General features: G+C 38.5%; 20 protein-coding genes, 1 pseudogene and 1 other annotated feature. Of the genes and pseudogenes, 14 read left to right on the top strand and 7 right to left on the bottom strand.

Going from position 1 to position 18,856, the window contains the following annotated elements:
• Nucleotides 1-41: 41 nt before the first annotated feature.
• The 4 genes from LKW28_RS14295 to LKW28_RS14280 form a co-directional block, all read right to left on the bottom strand.
• Nucleotides 42-212, bottom strand: coding sequence for a hypothetical protein (locus LKW28_RS14295; RefSeq protein ID WP_229141024.1), 171 nt, complete (start codon nt 210-212; stop codon nt 42-44).
• A 151-nt stretch (nt 213-363) separates the two neighbouring features.
• Nucleotides 364-1,113, bottom strand: coding sequence for a metallophosphoesterase family protein (locus tag LKW28_RS14290; RefSeq protein ID WP_267498010.1), 750 nt, complete (start codon nt 1,111-1,113; stop codon nt 364-366).
• 107 nt (nt 1,114-1,220) lie between these two features.
• The gene (locus LKW28_RS14285; protein ID WP_229141023.1) at nt 1,221-2,072 is read right to left on the bottom strand and encodes a DUF4097 family beta strand repeat-containing protein; all 852 of its coding nucleotides are present in this window, start codon (nt 2,070-2,072) and stop codon (nt 1,221-1,223) included.
• Between the two features lie 140 nt (nt 2,073-2,212).
• A complete protein-coding gene (locus LKW28_RS14280) occupies nt 2,213-2,539 on the bottom strand; it encodes a winged helix-turn-helix transcriptional regulator (protein WP_229141022.1) in 327 nt (108 codons plus the stop codon).
• 129 nt (nt 2,540-2,668) lie between these two features.
• Between LKW28_RS14280 and LKW28_RS14275 the strand changes: the two genes are divergently transcribed.
• Both LKW28_RS14275 and tyrS read left to right on the top strand, forming a co-directional pair.
• Nucleotides 2,669-3,520, top strand: a complete 852-nt coding sequence (locus LKW28_RS14275; protein ID WP_229141021.1) for a VOC family protein — start codon at nt 2,669-2,671, stop codon at nt 3,518-3,520.
• Between the two features lie 119 nt (nt 3,521-3,639).
• Nucleotides 3,640-3,860, top strand: a binding site (T-box leader).
• A gap of 97 nt (nt 3,861-3,957) precedes the next feature.
• Nucleotides 3,958-5,202: a tyrosine--tRNA ligase gene (gene tyrS / locus LKW28_RS14270; RefSeq protein ID WP_229141020.1), complete on the top strand. Its 1,245-nt coding sequence runs from the start codon at nt 3,958-3,960 to the stop codon at nt 5,200-5,202.
• 42 nt (nt 5,203-5,244) lie between these two features.
• On the opposite strand, the gene LKW28_RS14265 is transcribed toward tyrS, so the two are convergent.
• Nucleotides 5,245-6,081, bottom strand: a complete 837-nt coding sequence (locus tag LKW28_RS14265; RefSeq protein WP_229141019.1) for a CAP domain-containing protein — start codon at nt 6,079-6,081, stop codon at nt 5,245-5,247.
• A 171-nt stretch (nt 6,082-6,252) separates the two neighbouring features.
• Here LKW28_RS14265 and kynB point away from each other — a divergent pair, with 171 nt between their 5' ends.
• On the top strand, nt 6,253-6,873 hold the full coding sequence (gene kynB, locus LKW28_RS14260) for an arylformamidase (protein ID WP_229141018.1): 621 nt from the start codon (nt 6,253-6,255) through the stop codon (nt 6,871-6,873).
• A gap of 80 nt (nt 6,874-6,953) precedes the next feature.
• Here the strand turns inward: kynB and LKW28_RS14255 are convergent, their stop codons facing one another.
• Nucleotides 6,954-7,103 (bottom strand): hypothetical protein, encoded by a 150-nt coding sequence (locus LKW28_RS14255; RefSeq protein WP_229141017.1) that lies wholly within the window; start codon nt 7,101-7,103, stop codon nt 6,954-6,956.
• Nucleotides 7,104-7,403: 300 nt separating this feature from the next.
• Here LKW28_RS14255 and nagE point away from each other — a divergent pair, with 300 nt between their 5' ends.
• From nagE to LKW28_RS14230, 5 genes are all read left to right on the top strand, one after another.
• The gene (nagE, locus tag LKW28_RS14250) at nt 7,404-8,849 is read left to right on the top strand and encodes an N-acetylglucosamine-specific PTS transporter subunit IIBC (RefSeq protein WP_229141016.1); all 1,446 of its coding nucleotides are present in this window, start codon (nt 7,404-7,406) and stop codon (nt 8,847-8,849) included.
• A 173-nt stretch (nt 8,850-9,022) separates the two neighbouring features.
• On the top strand, nt 9,023-10,195 hold the full coding sequence (gene nagA, locus LKW28_RS14245; RefSeq protein ID WP_229141015.1) for an N-acetylglucosamine-6-phosphate deacetylase: 1,173 nt from the start codon (nt 9,023-9,025) through the stop codon (nt 10,193-10,195).
• Entirely contained in the window at nt 10,196-10,990 is a 795-nt protein-coding gene (gene nagB / locus LKW28_RS14240; protein WP_229141014.1) for a glucosamine-6-phosphate deaminase, read from the top strand.
• Nucleotides 10,947-11,669 carry a GntR family transcriptional regulator gene (locus LKW28_RS14235; RefSeq protein WP_229141013.1) on the top strand — a complete coding sequence of 241 codons (723 nt, stop codon included), beginning with the start codon at nt 10,947-10,949 and terminating at the stop codon, nt 11,667-11,669. Before nagB ends, LKW28_RS14235 begins: the two co-directional genes overlap by 44 nt.
• A 17-nt stretch (nt 11,670-11,686) precedes the next feature.
• Entirely contained in the window at nt 11,687-12,604 is a 918-nt protein-coding gene (locus tag LKW28_RS14230) for a haloacid dehalogenase-like hydrolase (RefSeq protein ID WP_229141012.1), read from the top strand.
• A 38-nt stretch (nt 12,605-12,642) separates the two neighbouring features.
• Here the strand turns inward: LKW28_RS14230 and LKW28_RS14225 are convergent, their stop codons facing one another.
• Nucleotides 12,643-13,086: a VanZ family protein gene (locus LKW28_RS14225; RefSeq protein WP_229141011.1), complete on the bottom strand. Its 444-nt coding sequence runs from the start codon at nt 13,084-13,086 to the stop codon at nt 12,643-12,645.
• A 140-nt stretch (nt 13,087-13,226) separates the two neighbouring features.
• Here LKW28_RS14225 and LKW28_RS14220 point away from each other — a divergent pair, with 140 nt between their 5' ends.
• The 6 genes and pseudogenes from LKW28_RS14220 (at nt 13,227) to LKW28_RS14200 (ending at nt 18,579) form a co-directional block, all read left to right on the top strand.
• The gene (locus tag LKW28_RS14220; protein WP_229141010.1) at nt 13,227-13,631 is read left to right on the top strand and encodes a rhodanese-like domain-containing protein; all 405 of its coding nucleotides are present in this window, start codon (nt 13,227-13,229) and stop codon (nt 13,629-13,631) included.
• A gap of 115 nt (nt 13,632-13,746) precedes the next feature.
• Nucleotides 13,747-13,875 (top strand): annotated as a pseudogene (locus LKW28_RS23265) (MerR family DNA-binding transcriptional regulator); the annotation flags it as partial.
• A gap of 60 nt (nt 13,876-13,935) precedes the next feature.
• Nucleotides 13,936-14,148: a hypothetical protein gene (locus LKW28_RS14215; RefSeq protein ID WP_229141009.1), complete on the top strand. Its 213-nt coding sequence runs from the start codon at nt 13,936-13,938 to the stop codon at nt 14,146-14,148.
• Between the two features lie 154 nt (nt 14,149-14,302).
• Nucleotides 14,303-15,646, top strand: a complete 1,344-nt coding sequence (locus LKW28_RS14210) for a hemolysin family protein (protein WP_229141008.1) — start codon at nt 14,303-14,305, stop codon at nt 15,644-15,646.
• A 412-nt stretch (nt 15,647-16,058) separates the two neighbouring features.
• A complete protein-coding gene (locus tag LKW28_RS14205; protein ID WP_229141007.1) occupies nt 16,059-17,144 on the top strand; it encodes a D-alanine--D-alanine ligase in 1,086 nt (361 codons plus the stop codon).
• 61 nt (nt 17,145-17,205) lie between these two features.
• Entirely contained in the window at nt 17,206-18,579 is a 1,374-nt protein-coding gene (locus tag LKW28_RS14200; protein ID WP_229141006.1) for a UDP-N-acetylmuramoyl-tripeptide--D-alanyl-D-alanine ligase, read from the top strand.
• Nucleotides 18,580-18,856 lie beyond the last annotated feature (277 nt).

Raw genomic sequence — 18,856 nt, 5'->3', positions numbered from 1 at the left:
AAAAAGGAATACCAATTAACGTGGTATTCCTTTTCCTGTTATTAGGTCAATGGAGTTTTGTTTTGCTTTAAAAGATTTGAAGCGGGAAGTGTAATGATTTTTCCTCCGATTTGCACATGAATGGAATCATTAAATATTGCTTTCACTATCCCTTTTAACTGGACAGTTGAATTAACCGTGATCTCTTTTTTGGATTCGTTATTGGCAGTCATGGTAATTCTCCTCTCAGGGTTTTATATTTATATAGAGGTTGAAAAAATTAAAAACATTATATCCTATATTTATGATAGTTATACGTGTAAATTTCGTTTGTTTTATTATTTTACCTTGATTCTTTTCACTGATGCAAGTTTCACGAACTAGTTATTTTTCCCTTTTCGGTGATCCACGGTAAACGGCTTCGCGAAGCTCCGCTGCATACATATCAAATGATGGCAATCCTGTTTCCGCTGCAATTTTTAATTCCTTTTCAACATCATATGGAAGACGAACAATTTCGATTGAAAGTGGTCCGATTTCTTTTGATTGATACTTCCCATGTAAAATCGCAAATGTGGCTTGTGTTGTATCAAGAGGGTTTCCAACACTTCCAACATTTAAAAGGGTTTGTTCCGTATCCATGGGTTCAATCAAGGCAGCGTGAATATCGCCAAACCCGATAATATCTGGTGTTCTCTCCTCTAACGGAGTAATCCATTCGGATAGATCAAACATGGCCCTTTTTTCATCATCGGAATGAATCATTGGGACAACACGGTGGTGGACGCTTTTTGCAGAGGCATGGTATAGCCGAATGTATTTCCCGCTCATATAAAAATCATAATGAAAGGGAAGTGTCCCTAAGTATGAAAGCCGTTCTTCACCAAGTTGTTTTTGATGCCATTTAATCCCTTCATCAGGATGCTCATTTTGAATAAAATCATCCCAATTCCCCAAAAGCACAACCTCACACACCTCTTGAATCCGGTCAACTGCCGAAGATGAGTTTGGCCCTTTTCCTACAAGGTCTCCAAGACAAAAAATCGTCTTGATTCCACGATCTTTGATATGTTCAAGTACAGCTTCAAGTGCTGTCATATTTCCGTGTATATCGGAAATAAGCGCAATACTCATGATTAGACCTCCTAGGTATTCATTTATTATTTTAATAATAAAATAGATTGAAAATTTTGTCAGTAATTATTTTAAAAAAGGCGCCCGTAGCAATGGGCGCTTTTACCTTATCGGATACTTGCTTTTCCGCTATTTACTTCAATATTTATCTTATGTGTTCCGGCACCGTGTTTTCCTACAATAGACCCTTTATCTTTTTTTGAGTCATCCAATGTGAAATCATTGGAAATGTAGCCGCTATTTGATTCACCTGTTAAGGTAAAGTCTGCATCATTTGGGAGATCAATATCCAGCAGTCCGGAACTAACACTAGCATCAATGGAATCTGTCAGATCTGAAATCGCTGCTTTTAATCGTCCAGAGTGGATTTCTGCCTCAAGTTTCCCTGTATAATCATCCACTGTCACATTACCGGATTGAACATCGATTTCTCCACTATTTGTGGTAAGCCCCTCAATTCTAGAGTTCCCTGAAGCGACATGATGTGTAAATGTTTCAGAGGAAAGGTTTTGCAATCTCATATTACCAGAATGAACATCCGCCGAAAGATTGTTTAGCTCCATTGGAGCACCATCAAATTCCAAGTGGCCGGAACCGACTCTAAGTGATAGATCTTGGTCGTAATCTTCAGGGATATACACAGTTAGCTTTGACTGATCTAAGAAAGGGATCCAACCAAAATTGAAAAATCCACGTTCATAGGTGACCTCTATAGTATCCCCGCTTTTGGAAACGAGCACTTCGCCTTTTCCTTTTAATTCGGCCTTCACGTTCTCCCGGTTTTCAGGGATGACAGTTGTGCTAATCGATGATATATCGATTTCAATCTCATCAATTTTGTCCGTAACCTTGACCGAGTCTCCAGAATTCCCAAATGGAAGCCCAGGAATACGGTACAGATTTGTCATCACAAGATAAACCCCAATTAGAATGAAAAATATAATGAATATTTTCTTCACTTTTTTTACCTGCCTTTATCATTTATTCTATCCTTATCATAAAAGAAGAAAGGGAATGATGTAACGCACCACCGATATATTTCCAAATAAGACCTGAGGCGTACAAATAAAGAAGCAGATTGCAATGTACACAATCTGCTTTACTCAGCTGTTTTATTAATTTCAACCCAGTCCTGCGACCATTTTTGGATTTCATCCATTAAAGGTTTTAGGGCCACCCCTTTTTCGGTTAAAGAATATTCAATACGTACTGGGGTTTCCGGGTATACATTTCGTATTATAATCCCTTGATTCTCTAAGTCCTTAAGCCTTTCCGAAAGAACTCTTCCGCTGATTCCAATTGAAGATTCAAGCGTGCAAAACCGTTGCGGGCCGGAAAGAAGTTGGTAAATGACAAGTCCTGTCCATCGTTGACCTATCAAATTCATAGCTTTTTCGAATTTAGGACAAATTATATGCGTATTCATAACTCTTTCACCCCTCTTAATATATTATAGCAAATTGTAAGAAATAATAAACATACTTGACATAATATAATTACAAAAATATAATTACTTACATAAAGTAAGTGAATGAACATTAGGAGGCACACGAATATGAAATTTCAACGCCCGCCATATACATTTGTAGGTCTTGTAGAATTGAAGGTAACTGATTTACAGCGTTCTTTAACATTTTATCAAAACACCATTGGATTTAAAGTATTAGAGCAGTCTGAAAAAAAGGCGCTTCTAACTTCGGATGGAAAAACACCATTATTATCAATTGAACAGCCAGAATACATTACACCTAAAGAGCCACGCAAAACCGGCCTTTATCATTTTGCTTTGCTTTTACCAACACGAGCAGATCTGGGTAAAGTACTTTATCATTTGGTTCAGAATAATGTACCGATTGGCGCATCTGACCACGCCGTGAGTGAAGCTCTGTATTTAGATGATCCAGATGGAAATGGAATTGAAATTTACGCAGACCGCCCCGACACAGAGTGGGAATGGGCAAACGGTGAAGTGAAAATGGTGACAGAACCACTTGATGGCCAAGGTGTACTTGCGGCAGCGAATGGTGAAAAATGGACCGGACTGCCAGAAGGAACAGTAATGGGACATATTCACATGCATGTATCTGAGCTAGCTAAGACTGAGGAGTATTATACAAAAGGACTTGGTTTTGATGTTGTAACCCGCTATGGCGGAATGGCATTGTTCATATCAACTGGCGGATACCATCACCATATTGGACTTAACACATGGAATGGCGTAGGGGCACCTGCACCATCTGAAAAAAGTGCAGGAATAAAGCAATTTACACTAGTACTGCCAAACGAAAATGCGTTACAATCAACCGTCGAAAACTTAAAGCAAATCGGCGCATATGTAGAAGAAGAGGATGGGGTCGTAGTTACAAAGGATCCGTCTGACAATAAAATAAGACTTGTCATCGCTTAAATTCTAAGAACACTTATAAGTGCATAAAGTCCACTTCTGTTTTCTGTGAAGAAATAGGAAGTGGATTTTTGCTTGTTAATTATCGAACTATCCGTTAGAATAACCTGTATATATTAAATAGTTAAGTGATGATAGGAATAAGTAGCAGTTTATCTCCCTGAAGCAGAGAGCCGGTGGTTGGTGAAAACCGGAACAAAGATAAATGTGAATTACCTCCTTGAGCTTTCTTTGTGAACGCCCAATTGGCAATTAACAAAGAACGGACGAGCCGTTATTCGAATGAAGCGGAAGATACATATCTTCAATCAAGGGTGGTACCGCGTGCAACCACGTCCCTTTTTTAGGGGCGTGGTTTTTTATGTTTTTTTGGGGGGGAATAAGGAAGCTCCGTAAAAGAAATGACACTTTAAATATATAATGACCAGGAGGAAAACCAAATGGAGAACTTTATCGAACAGTTAACAGATGAACAAAAACGAGAACTAGAAAGACAGTTTGACATCTATGCAAATGGTGTTCAGGAAATTGTTCCTGCACATGAACTAAAACAAAAGATTGCCAAATCCATTGTTACAAACCAACCATTAAAAGTAAAACTAGGACTTGATCCGTCCGCGCCAGATGTTCACTTAGGCCACACTGTGGTTTTAAACAAGTTAAAACAATTCCAAGAAAATGGACATGTCATCCAGCTTCTTATCGGTGATTTTACAGGTAAAATAGGAGACCCAACCGGTAAATCCGTTGCTCGAAAGCAACTGACAGATGAAGAAGTAAAGCATAATGCGACAACATACTTCGAACAGTTTGGAAAAGTGTTAGATATGGAGAAAGTAGAGCTACACTACAACTCTAAATGGCTATCTGCCTTAAACTTCGAAGACATTATCAACTTAGCGGCAAGTATCACTGTTGCTCGTTTACTTGAACGAAATGATTTCTCAGAGCGTTTAGCTACAGGGAAGCCGATTTCACTTCATGAGTTTTTCTACCCGCTTATGCAGGGCTATGACTCTGTAGCGCTGGAAAGTGATATCGAATTAGGCGGTAATGACCAGCATTTCAACGTATTAATGGGAAGACATTTACAGGAGCATTTTGGCAAAGAAAAGCAGGTTGTCATTCTTCTTCCACTTTTAGAAGGACTTGATGGCATCGAAAAGATGTCTAAGTCAAAGGGGAACTACATTGGTGTTGATGAAGCGCCAAATGATATGTACGGAAAAACAATGTCTATCCAAGATGAAATGATGGCAAAATACTTTGATCTTGTCACAGACTTATCTCTTGAAGAAAAGAATGAGATTAAAGCAAATATCGAAAATGGGACACTTCACCCGCGTGACGCCAAAATGCTTCTTGGAAGAACAATTGTGAGAATGTACCATGGTAAAGAAGCGGCCGGCCAGGCTGAAGAACATTTTAAAACCGTCTTCCAAAAAGGTGTCATTCCGGAAGATCTCCCAGAAGTGACATGGTCAGGAGAAAACTCCATTTCCATCATTGATTTACTTGTTCAATTGGAGCTCCAAAAATCCAAAGGGGAAGCACGAAAAATGATCCAAAATGGCGGGGTCAAATTGAATGGCGAAAAAATTGAGGATATTCATTTGGAAGTGGAAATTACAGATGATATGATCGTTCAGGTTGGAAAACGTAAATTTGTTAAAATTAAAAAGTAATCAGAAAAAAGGGGCGACACGTAGAATGTCTGCCCCATTTTTTTATTTGCCAATAAACATTTGTGACCAGTAGTTACCACTTGCTTGGTGGCCAACTCCGATATGGGTGAAGTTTGGATTCAGGATGTTTTTGCGATGTCCTTCACTGTTCATCCAAGCGTTTACCACAGCTTCTGGTGAAGCTTGTCCTTTGGCAATATTCTCACCGGCTGTCTTGAACGATACCCCAAAATCCCTCATCATATCAAAAGGAGATCCGTAAGTAGGGCTCGTATGGGAGAAATAATTTTTTTGCTGCATATCATTTGCTTTTGTCTTTGCCACTTTACCTAGCCCAGTATCAGCTTTAAGTGCAGGTAAGCCATTTTTCGAACGCTGTGCATTTGTTAAGTCGATTACCTGTTTTTCGAAATTACTAATTCCAGCGGTAGGTGCTGGAGTTGGAGCTGGCTGTTGTGTTGCAGGCTGACGATTTTGTTCAACAGGTTGTGTTTGGCCTGTTGGATAATTTGGTTCCGGAGCAATATTGTTGTTTGGCGCTGGTGCCGCATTATTTGGTCCGCCTGCCCAATGAAAGTTTCCATTTGGAACTACATTTGTACCATTGCCATTTGGAGTACCCACAACAATTTTTTTGTTGATGAAACGATAATACTTCTGTTCACCTTGTGCATGCTGAACACTCGTTGTATGTGGATATTTATCGCTGGACATTGTCGTGCGATAAGGGCGGTCTTGTTTCATTATATAGCCGTAATTTACACTTTCTACGTTTGCTGAATGGTTATTATCGTCTGCTGCATTGTTTGAATTGCATGCAGAAAGTAAAAGCATCGCAGACCCAATAATCGCTATCCCTGTTTTTGTAAATCTTTGCAATCTAAATTCCTCCTTTGCATAATTCGATTTACTCTTATATTTTGCTACCCCGATAAATAAAGTATTGGTGGTAATAAAAGAGAGTCTCTTGCTTGAGGGGCTTAACGGCAGCATCGATATCAAGTAAAATAAAAGAAGGAAAAAAATCCCTAAACATTTGAGGTGAAGGAAATGAAAATCATTGATATTTCACAGCCTTTAAGCGAAAAAACACAAGAATGGCCGAACGACACACCATTTCATTTCGAATTATCTTGGTCAATTGATAATGATTCAACAGTAAATGTAGGAAAAATTACGACAAGTACCCATATTGGCACGCATATTGATGCGCCTTACCACTTTGACAATGAAGGAAAAAAGGTGCAGGAACTAGAGCTTGACCTTTATGTGGGAAAGGCAAAAGTGATAGAAATATCCGGTAAAAAGGAAATTGGAATTGAGGACTTAGCAGGATTTGAATTATCTGGTGTGAAACGATTGTTAATCCGCACAAATTCATGGCTTAATCGAAAACAGTTTCCAAGCGCCATTACAAGCTTAAATCCAGAGGCTGCCTCATTTTTAGCCGAAAATGGAATTCAATTAATTGGTGTTGACACACCATCTGTCGATCAGTTGGATAGTAAAGATTTACAAGCCCATCATCAATTACATAAGAATGGCATATATATTCTTGAAGGGATTGTCTTAGATGATGTGGAACCAGGTGATTATGAATTAATTGCACTCCCACTTCCGATTGAAGGAGCAGATGGTAGTCCTGTTCGTGCAGTTTTAAAAAAAATATAGAAGAACAAAGAAAAATCCATTGTTAAAAAACAATGGATTTTTTAAAAAACATCTATTTAGGGAAGGAGGAATCACGGTTTTTAACAAGCAGCCCGAATGAGATCACACTCGTTTACAAGCTCGACCTTGAATAGGAATTCCATTTGTTTGATCTCATACATTCCGTTTTCATACACGTACAAAACTTCATACAAATCGTTCTTATAGACAACCATATCACCTTGTTTCATGGAATACCTCCTAATCAATGGTTTATTCTAAGTGTAATATATTGGAAACCCTTCATCTATACGCCTTTAGTAATATTGTAGTAGATAAAAATGATGATTTTTTGTAAAAGGTTCCTTTAGAGTGGTATAGACAACTAAACCCCTTGGTGTTAAAATGAGTACGGTAATTATTCTTCCTTTCTTTTGGTTACACTAACCTGTAAGCGTTGCCTATATTGTTATCATAAATGTTTTATTTCTGAAAGTTAGGGGACCAAAGAATAGAAGGAAAATACAAAAGCAGAAGGAGGAATTATCATCATGATGAAGTATCTTCAAAAACTTGGTCGTTCATTAATGTTACCGGTTGCAGTATTACCCGCAGCAGCAATTCTGATGGGTATTGGGTACTGGATTGACCCACAAGGATGGGGTGGAGGAAGCCCAATCGCTGCTTTCCTAATTAAAGCGGGTGGATCTATTATTGATAATATGGCCATTCTCTTCGCGGTCGGTGTCGCTTTAGGAATGTCAAAAGACAAGGATGGCTCAGCTGCATTAGCAGGTTTAGTTGGGTATCTAACAGTTACAACATTACTTGCAACAAACACAGTGGCAATGCTTCAAGGGATTGACCCAACTGAGGTAAATGCTGCATTTGGAAAAATTGAAAACCAATTTATCGGGATTATCTCTGGTATTATCGCTTCGATTATGTACAATCGTTTCAGTGAAGTACAATTACCGGATGCATTAGCTTTCTTTAGTGGTAAAAGACTTGTTCCAATTATGACATCTATTGCCATGTTATTTGGATCTCTACTGCTATTATTTATTTGGCCGGTGATCTACTCTGCATTGGTTGCCTTTGGTAAAGGTATCCTTGACTTAGGAGCAGTCGGTGCTGGTTTATATGGATTCTTTAACAGGCTATTGATTCCAACAGGCTTACACCATGCCTTAAACTCCGTATTCTGGTTTGATGTAGCAGGTATTAACGATATCAATAATTTCTTAAGCGGAGCAGGTGAAAAGGGTGTTACTGGTAGATATCAAGCTGGTTTCTTCCCAGTTATGATGTTTGGTTTACCAGCTGCAGCACTTGCTATGTATCACACAGCCAAAACAACAAGAAAGAAACAAGCAGCTTCATTATTAATGGCAGCGGCATTTGCAGCATTTTTCACTGGAGTTACAGAACCACTTGAATTTGCATTTATGTTCTTAGCACCAGCATTATATGTTGTTCACGCAGCGCTAACTGGTATTTCTTTATTTGTTGCTGCAACATTTCACTGGACCGCAGGATTTGCGTTTAGTGCAGGGTTTGTTGACTTTTTCCTAAGTCTGCGAAATCCAATCGCAAATCAACCTTGGATGTTATTAGTACAAGGTCTTGTAATAGGGGTTATCTATTATGTTTTATTCCGTTTCTTAATCGTGAAATTTAATCTTAAAACACCTGGTCGGGAAGATGAGGAAGTTGTTGAACAAACTACACAAGCAGATGGTAAATCTAGATTCGCGTCAATGGCTGCTCAAATTTATGAGGGCTTAGGTGGAGATGAGAACGTAACATCAGTTGATAACTGTGTGACTCGTCTACGTTTAGAAGTAAAAGACATGGATAAAGTCGATCAACAAAAAATTAAAGCAACTGGAGTTCCGGGAATTAATATTGTTGGTAAAAATAGCATTCAAGTTATTGTAGGAACAAACGTACAGTTTGTTGCAGACGAGGTCCATAAAATTCGTAACGAAAAGTAAGAATGAATAGGGCTGTCCATACGGGCGGTCCTATTTTATTTTACAAGGAAAACACAATAATTTTATAATAAGAAGGGTAAAGTAAAGTAAACTAATAAACCATATGGTGGTATAGACAACTAGTCCCTTTAAACTATATACTTAAAGGAAGTTACATAAAAGGAGTCTTTGACATGTTTATAACAAACCTAACCATTTTTTCTGAAGATGGAATCATAGAAAAAGGATTTATTGAAATCGAAGGAGAAAAAATAAAGAGGGTTGGCCAAATGGCTGATTTCCAAGCAAGTAAACAGGACGAAGTCATCACCTTTGATGAATCTTACTCACTGCTGCCAGGAATGATTGATCTGCATATTCATGGAGCAAGCGGTGCGGATGTGATGGACGCAACGCCTGACGCATTAGAGACAATGACCAAAACGTTACCAAAGGAAGGTACCACTAGCTTTCTCGCAACAACGATGACGAAATCAATAGAGGACATTGAGAACGCAATCGGTAATATTGCTGATTTCATTCCAGAGCAACATCCGGGACATGCGGAAATATTGGGTACCCATTTAGAAGGTCCATTTTTATCCCCGAAAAGAGCGGGTGCCCAACATCCAGGTAATATTATTAACCCAGATGTGGAGCTATTTAAAAAATGGCAATCCTTATCAGGTGACAATATCTGCCTTGTGACATTAGCACCAGAGGAACCAGGAGGATTAGAATTAACATCTCATTTAAAAGATACAGGCGTTGTTGCCTCCATCGGCCATTCAGATGCCGTATATGAACAAGTTGAAGCTGCAATAGAAGCAGGAGTTACCCACGCGACACATCTGTATAATGGTATGCGCGGATTACACCACCGGGAGCCAGGGGTTGCGGGAGCTGTCCTTTTACATGATGAGGTAAAATGTGAAATGATTGTTGATGGAATTCATATTGCACCTAAAATGGTGAAGTTTGCATATAAAAATAAAGGGAGTAAGGGTTCCATACTTATAACCGATGCAATGCGTGCAAAATGCCTTGGTGCAGGAATGTATGACTTAGGTGGTCAAGAGGTAATCGTGAATGAGGAAAGAGCTGTATTAAAAGATGGAACATTAGCTGGAAGTATTTTAAAATTAAATGATGCGGTTCGAAACATGATGGAATTCACTGGTTGTTCTCTTCAGGACATAACTGAAATGACAGCTGTTAACCCTGCAAAGCAAATCAATGTGTTTGATCGAAAAGGTAGTATTAAAGCGGGTAAAGACGCAGATATTGTGATAGTGAACAATCAATTAGAGGTAATCATGACATTTTGTCGTGGAGAACTTGCTTACTCAAAAAGGGAGGAATTATAGATGAAAGTAGTAGCTGTAAAAGATTTTGAAGAAATGAGCCGATTGGCAGCAGCCATGATTTCACATCAAGTAAAGGAAAAGCCAAACTCGGTATTGGGTCTTGCGACTGGCGGCACTGTGGTTGGGACATATGAGGAATTAGTCAAAGATTACAAGCAAAATAATACATCTTATGAGAATATCCGGACAGTGAACCTAGATGAATATTTAGGCATTGAAAAGGAAAATCCAAATAGTTATTACCATTTTATGATGGAGAACCTGTTTTCACATATTAATATTAATCAAGACAATACCCATGTTCCAAACGGGTTGGCAAAGGATTTTGAAGAAGAAGGTAAAAAGTATGAAAAAATCATATCTGATTTAGGTGGGGTCGATCTTCAATTACTTGGAATCGGAGTAAATGGTCATATTGGCTTTAACGAACCTGGTACGTCTTTCGATTCTGTGACACGTGCAGTCAAACTTGAAGAATCAACAAGACAAGCAAATATGCGCTTTTTCAATAGCATTGATGAAGTACCAACACATGCTGTTACAATGGGAATCTCTACAATAATGAAAAGTGTAAAAATCCTTTTACTTGTATCCGGAAAAGCAAAGGCTGAAGCCGTTGAAAAACTGATTAACGGGAATATCACTGAAGCGGTTCCAGCTACTGTTTTAAAGAATCATCCAAACGTAACGATTATTGCAGATGAAGAGGCACTTTCATTAGTGGATGATGAAAAAAAGAGGGGCTTTGCTCGTGATAAAGAAGAGTTCACCAGTACCTATTTACTTTCAAATTGAGCTGCAAATTCGGGAAAAAATTGAAAACAAAGAGTTAAAGCCTGGCGACATGATTCCATCTGAAAGAGAGTATGCAGAAAAATTCCAAATCAGCAGGATGACCGTGCGACAAGCCATCAATAATCTTGTGAATGAAGGTTATTTACAAAGGATTCGAGGCAAAGGAACCTTTGTGACAGTGAAGAAATTTGAAAAGAATGTTCAGAGATTAACGGGCTTTTCCGAGGACATGCGTTCAAGAGGGCTGGAACCCGAGACAAAGGTTCTTAGCTTTAAGGTCATAGAAGCAGACTCTTTAATCGCTTCCCGCCTTAACGTGGAAGAAAAGTCCAGAGTGTATCAAATTGAGCGGTTGCGGCTTGCAGATCAGGAACCGATTGCCTATGAAGTTTTTTGTATGTCAGCAGATCTTGTTCCTGACCTGACATGGGAAACAGCAGAACAGTCCATTTTTAAATATGTTGAGGAAATAGGACTCAATATCATATCCGGGACACAAGAGTTGGAGGCTATAACCGCCAATAAACGTGAGGCGTCTATCTTGGGGATTAAAGCGGGCGCACCAATCCTTTATATCCAACAAGTTTCACAGCTTGAGGATCAGCAGCCACTTGAATATGTAAAATCCTATTACCGTGCTGACCGGTATAAATATCGGGTAGAAATGGTTCGATCATAATATGAGGAGGACTCATCATGAAACGGCTTTTAGATTGTACGGCCTCAGATTTTAAAAAAATGAACGGACAAGATCTTAAACAATCCATTAAGGCTTCTGAAGGAAGGATTATTTTATCAGAGGTAATTGGTTCCTTTCAGCCTGTCTATCCTGCTGTAACAAATGCGGAATTGGCATCTGCATTTGGTGCCGATCTCTTGATATTCAATTACTTTGATGTTTTTTCTCCTTTTGTAGAAGGCTTTCAAGCCGCAGAGGGAGAATCTATTGTTGAAAAGCTTAAAGAGCTTACAGGCAGACCAATTGGCTTAAATTTAGAGCCTGTGGACCCAAATGCACAGCAGCTTGAAAAATTAAGTCAACTTCCAAAAGGACGTCTGGCAACAGAAGAATCCTTAAGTGAAGCGAAAAAACTCGGGTTTGATTTTGTGTGCTTAACGGGAAATCCAAAAACAGGTGTCACCAATAATGAAATTGTTGTAGCGATTAAGAAGGCACGTGAAGTTTTTGGAAGTGAAGGCCTTATTATTGCTGGAAAAATGCATGGTGCCGGAGTTGCCAATGAATCCGGAAGTGGAATCATATCAGATACTGCACTAGAAAGCTTTGTTGATGCAGGGGCGGATGTTATTTTAATGCCTGCACCTGGCACAGTTCCGGGAATCACTCTTGAAACAACAGAAAAGAATGTCCGTTTTGTTCATTCAAAGGGAGCAATGGTGATGCTAACAATCGGTACAAGCCAAGAGGGTGCCGATGAAGCAACGATTCGTCAAATTGCGTTAACAAGTAAAATGGCAGGTGCGGATATTTACCATATTGGAGATGCTGGCTTTCATGGCATCGCAATCCCTGAAAATATTATGACCTATTCAATTGCAATTCGCGGAAAACGCCATACATATGTACGGATGGCAGCATCAGTTAATCGCTAAAAGGAGACGAGGTTTCAAATACGCCAAAGTATTTAACCTCATCTCCTTTTTTTACGTCGATTTTTTAACCTGATGATCTGCAACAAGATATAACCAATCACAGCCCCAACCGTATTCAAAATAATATCATCCACATCAAAGCTTCCAAGCTTACTAATAAGCTGAAGGAATTCCAAGGAGAAAATTCCGAAGATAAAAGCAATAAAGAACAAAAAGAAATTTGAGAGCTTTGGAAAAAGGATTGGAAGCACAATCCCAAATGGTATAAAAACACCAATATTACCTGCAATATTAATGATCCAGATATAAAAAGGAAAATGATCATAATAGGTAAAGTAATTTTTTATTGTTGAGAAAGGTGTTAGGTTATACCGAAACTCCCCGCCCTTTGTCCGAAAATATGCAAAAAACATCCAATATAAAAGAAATAATGTATAGGTGATAAACACCAGACCAGCTAGGAACCGTTTAGCTTTCCCCAATTTTGTAGATTCTCCAATCACTAAAACATTTTTCTTGTCTACTCTACCGCAAAAAGGAGGTAATGTCACTCGGGATTTTTTGTTTCCTCCGTTTTCGATTATAATAAGGAAATGAAGCGTAGGAAAAAGGATGTTGAAAAATGGATACAATGACATTGGTGCAAATTGGATTAGGGATTATTTTTGTGATTATAATTTACGATTCATTTAGACCAGTAAAAAACCTTGAACAATTATCGGAAGCAGATTTTAAAGAAAAAATGAAAAAACCAAAAGAGATTGCCCTTATTGATGTGCGTAATCCTTTTGAATACCAAACAAACCATATTAAAGGGGCGATCAATCTACCTTTATCGAAAATTAAAAGAAGAAAGGTTGAAATTCCAACAGACAAGGAAATTATTTTATATTGTCAAACAGGAATACGGAGCAAGCAGGCTGCAAAAGCCTTACGAAGAAGGCATAAGGTTTTGAAACTATCCCACTTAAAGGGCGGCCTTTATAGCCTGAAAACCCAAGCTGCTCCGGGACAAAAGAAAAGTTAAATCGAGCAAACCGTACTTGTGTGAACCGTCACGTTTGACTGTACGGTTTATTTTACATATAATAGAAGAATAGAAGTCTGATAGAAGAGGTGATGTCGTTGGGAAGTTATACCGTATTGGAGAATTAGCAAAAGAAGCAAATGTATCAAAGCGGACGATTGATTATTACACACAGCTGGGTATTTTAACTCCTGAACGATCAGACTCGAACTATCGATTCTATAATGATGAAGCAGTAGAAACCCTTCATCTCGTTGCCCAGTATAAGGAATTAAATATTCCTTTACTTGAAATCAAGGAAAAGGTGGAGCTTTTTCAATCAAATCGTGTAGAGCAAGACAAAGTCTTAAAATACACACAGGCTCTTTCAAGGCGAATGGAATATTTGGAATCTGAGCTGAAGGAAATGAAGCCAATGATTGAGTCTCTCTCAAAAGAACAGCAGAACTTTGTGATGAACAAAATGTCCTCACAAAGTGTCGCACTTGCAAAATTAATTATGGTTCTGTTTACCTGAATCAAAGACTATTAAGTTATGAAACTTGTAGAATAAAAATTCATTCAAAAAGAATAAAAAATCATTGTCACAAATACCTTGTATAAATAACATTAAAAACTTACCTACCTAGGAGGTGTAATCCTTACTCGCCTATGGCGTGTAAGGAAACTATTTGGAGATATTTAATTTAGTCTTGGTTGCAATTTTGATTGCGTTAACTGCCTTTTTCGTGGCGTCGGAATTTGCGATTGTTAAAATAAGAAGTACTCGTATTGACCAACTCGTACAAGAAGGGAACAAAAACGCATTTGCTGCTAAGACTGTCATCTCAAACCTGGATGAATATCTATCCGCGTGTCAGTTAGGTATTACGGTAACAGCTTTAGGACTTGGTTTTCTTGGAGAATCAACATTTGAAGCTTTACTCCATCCGTTATTCGGTATGGTAAATATACCGGATTCTTTTTCAACTGTTTTATCTATTACGTTATCGTTCCTGATCATTACTTTTATACATGTAGTCGTCGGGGAGCTTGCGCCGAAAACCATCGCAATTCAAAAGGCTGAAAGAATCACCCTGTTTTTCTCTAGACCATTAATCCTTTTCTATAAATTGATGTACCCATTCATTTGGTTGTTAAATGGTTCTGCTCGTTTATTAACAGGATTATTCGGCTATAAGAGAATTTCAGAACATGATATTGCCCATACAGAAGAAGAGTTGCGACTTATTTTATCTGATAGCTATAAAAGTGGTGAAATTAACCAGTCTGAATATAAATATGTAAATAAAATCTTTGAATTTGATGATCGTGTAGCAAAGGAAGTCATGGTCCCTCGTACCGAAATCATCGCGCTTGATAAGGAAAAATCAGTTCAAGAGATATTGACGATTATGACGAGTGAGAAGTATACGCGTTACCCAGTTGTTGATGGGGATAAAGACCATATCATTGGATTGATTAACTTAAAGGAACTGCTCACGGATGTTGTGACAGGTACCGGTTCAGCTGAAAAAACAATCGAGGATTATACAAGACCGATTATCCATGTCATCGAATCTATACCAATTCAAGAATTATTGGCAAAAATGCAAAGAGAACGCGTTCACATGGCGATTTTAATCGATGAATATGGTGGGACTTCCGGATTAGTGACGGTTGAGGATATTATCGAAGAAATCGTTGGAGAAATCCGCGATGAGTTTGATACCGATGAAAAACCAGCAATCCAAAAAATTAATGAGACCACAACCATCTTAGATGGGAAAGTCTTAATTGGTGAAGTCAATGACCTGTTTGGATTACAAATTGATGATACAGATGTGGATACAATTAGCGGTTGGATTTTAACAGAGCAAATTGACATTCACCCTGGCGACAAAATTCCATACGGGAATTATGAATTTCGCGTCGTCGAAATGGACGGTCACCATATCAAATCACTTGAAATTAAAAAAATCATCAAACAAGAACAGATTATCGCCATTGGCCAGAGCGCCAGCGCCCTTGAATAAACATGTAAAAGCCTTGACGGTCATTCGTCAAGGCTTTTTGATTTGGATTTGGTGACGGAAAGTCCGTATCGCGCAATTATTGCTGGCTATCGCGCAATTAATGAAAATAAAGCGCAATTCTGCCTCGGGAAGGCGCAATTATCCAAAATAAAACGCAATTATGGACCATCATCGCGCAATTCCCTCATTCATCGCATTTTTATTATAAAACATCAACCCGAAATCATGTTCCACAGCCATTTCATAAATCAAAAATTTTAGATGCAAGCCTAGACAGACACTTTTTTAGACGGATGTAATAAATTATAGAAATGTTATGTAATTGTTATATAATATAAAAGCGTTAATGTTAAAATAAAGAAGATGTTCAAAACTACATTTAGGGTATATTGATTTTTTAGGAGGAAGCTTAATGAAAGTCAAACTAGGCTTGCTATACGGAGGGAAATCAGCGGAGCATAAGGTTTCCTTGCAAACTGCATTAGCTGTAATAAAAGCATTAGACCACTCAAAATATGATATTCATCCCATTTATATATCGGAAGAAGGCGAATGGATTCGGGGAAATCAATTAACAGGCCCTGTTGATGACGTAAAGAAACTAGTACTGAAGGAAGCGGGAACCCCGATTTCACCTGTATCTTTAAATTCGGAGCTTTTCCCTGCGCAGCAATCGGCAAAACAGGATACGATTGATGTCGTGTTCCCATTATTACATGGACCAAACGGAGAGGACGGAACGGTTCAGGGATTGCTTGAACTAGTTAACATCCCATATGTGGGTAATGGTGTCCTGGCTTCATCGGCAGGTATGGATAAAGTAATCATGAAGAACATCTTCGCCCAAGCAGGACTGCTTCAAGCAAAATATGTTTCCTATATTCGAAGCGAATGGAAACAAAATCCGGAAGAAGCGTATGATAAGGTTGAAGAAGAGCTAGGCTATCCTTGCTTTGTCAAACCTGCAAACCTTGGCTCTAGCGTTGGAATTAGCAAAGCGACAGATCGCGAAAGTCTTGAAAAAGCATTTGAAGAAGCATTCATTTTTGACCGAAAAGTCATCATTGAAGAGGCAATCATTGGTCGAGAAATCGAAATCGGTGTCCTTGGTAATGACAATCCAAGCTGCTCAGTTGTTGGTGAAATCGTACCAAAGAAAGACTTTTATGACTATAAAGCAAAATATGAAGATGGCGATACAGCTCTTATTATCCCTGCCGATATTACGGAGGAGCAATATGAAAACGTCAAGACAGAAGCTGTTAAAGCATTTAAAGCCCTTGATTGCTCGGGATTAGTTAGAGCGGATTTCTTCTTAACGAAAGAAGGAGAAGTCGTTATTAATGAGGTCAATACCATGCCTGGATTTACACCTTTTAGCATGTTCCCGTTACTATGGCAGGAGGCTGGTGTAAGCTATCCAGAGCTAATTGAAAAATTAGTTGAGCTTGCAATCGAACGCCATACGGAAAAACAATCGATCAAATACACCATCTAAAAAACTAGAAACACTATTCTCCCAACTGAATAGTGTTTCTTCATGAAAAGGGGAGAACCTTGTGATAAAAAAGACTTTAGCCCAAATCGAACAGATGGCAAATGGTGAAAAGCTCGACCCACAACACCAAAATGTTGTGATTGAAGGTGTATCCATTGATACAAGAACCATTTCACCAGGAAATCTGTACATACCGATCATCGGTGACACCTTTAATGGCCATCAATTTGTGAATGCAGCGATCGAAAATGGTGCAGCAGCAGTGCTATGGGAGAGTGATCAGCCAAATCCGCCACAGCAAATTCCTGTTATTTATGTGAATGACACTTTAGAAGCTCTTCAAACTCTTGCAAAAAGCTACCGTGATGAGCTATCCATAAAAGTCGTTGGCATTACAGGGAGCAATGGAAAAACAACCACAAAAGACATGGTAACAGCGGTGTTATCAACAACAACAAGTGTTCAAAAAACAGAGGGTAATTTAAACAATCATATTGGTTTACCTTTAACAATTTTACGACTAAAAGAAGATACCAAGGTCGCTGTGCTTGAAATGGGGATGAGTGCTTTCGGTGAAATCGAACTTCTAACAAAAGTAGCAGGGCCTGATGTCGCAGTGATTACGAATATTGGTGAATCTCATATGATGGACCTCGGCTCCCGCGAAGGAATCGCAAAGGCCAAGCTTGAAATCGTGGACGGCCTGTCAAACGAAGGATTACTCATTTACCATGGGGATGAACCTCTTCTAACAAAGCGAGTTCAATCAATGAACATTCAAACAATAACCTTTGGTGCCTCAAAGCAAAACGATCTTTATCCTTTAAACATCATACAGAAAAACGAGGGTACCTATTTTTCAATTAACGAGCAGGAAAAGAAAAAATTTTACCTGCCAGTCCTTGGAAAGCATAATGTGAATAATGCGATGGCTGCGATAGCTGTGGCGCGCCATTTCGGACTCTCTTGGGACCAAATTGAAAGTGGCTTAAAACAAATTAAAATCACAAATATGAGACTGGAATTAATTGAGGGCATCAACGGAATAAAATTAATTAATGATGCCTATAATGCAAGCCCGTTATCCATGAAAGCTGCGATTAGCTTAGTGCATGATTTAGAAACCCCGGGCAAAAAGATCGTCGTGTTAGGTGACATGCTGGAGCTTGGAGACAAGGAAAATGAATACCATGAGGAAGTGGGTCGCTTCATTCAGCCAGATAAGGTTGACTATGTATTCACTTATGGTGCCTTAGGCGAGTATATTGCCAGCGGTGCAATGGAACATTTTCCACAAGAGCGAGTAGATTCCTATCAGGATAAACAACAGCTAATTGAAGCATTACGAAAACTTTTATCAGATGGGGACATCCTTTTAGTAAAAGGTTCAAGAGGAATGAAACTTGAAGAAGTCATTTTTGCTTTTAAAAAATAAGAAAGCTCGGCGCCGATTTTGCCGAGCTTTTTCTAGTTAATAAAAGGCAGTATAAGTAACATCGTAAGTAAGATTCCTAAGGAGTAAGCGAATAATTCTTTCATAAAGTTGGATTTTTCATTGAATAGCTTGTCCATTTTAAAACCTCCTCAAAATACTTCTTACTTATTAGTACGTTTCAAAACAGAAAATGTTACAAAAAGATTACAATTATTTCAAAAATATTTTTACATGAAACATCAACAGAATGTATATACTAATCATTGGAAAATGCGAT

This window comes from Bacillus sp. REN16 (assembly GCF_020731355.1).
GTDB lineage: Bacteria > Bacillota > Bacilli > Bacillales > Bacillaceae_L > Ferdinandcohnia.
The sequence above is the reverse complement of the archived record's forward strand: the minus strand, read 5'-3'. Positions and strand labels throughout refer to the sequence as shown.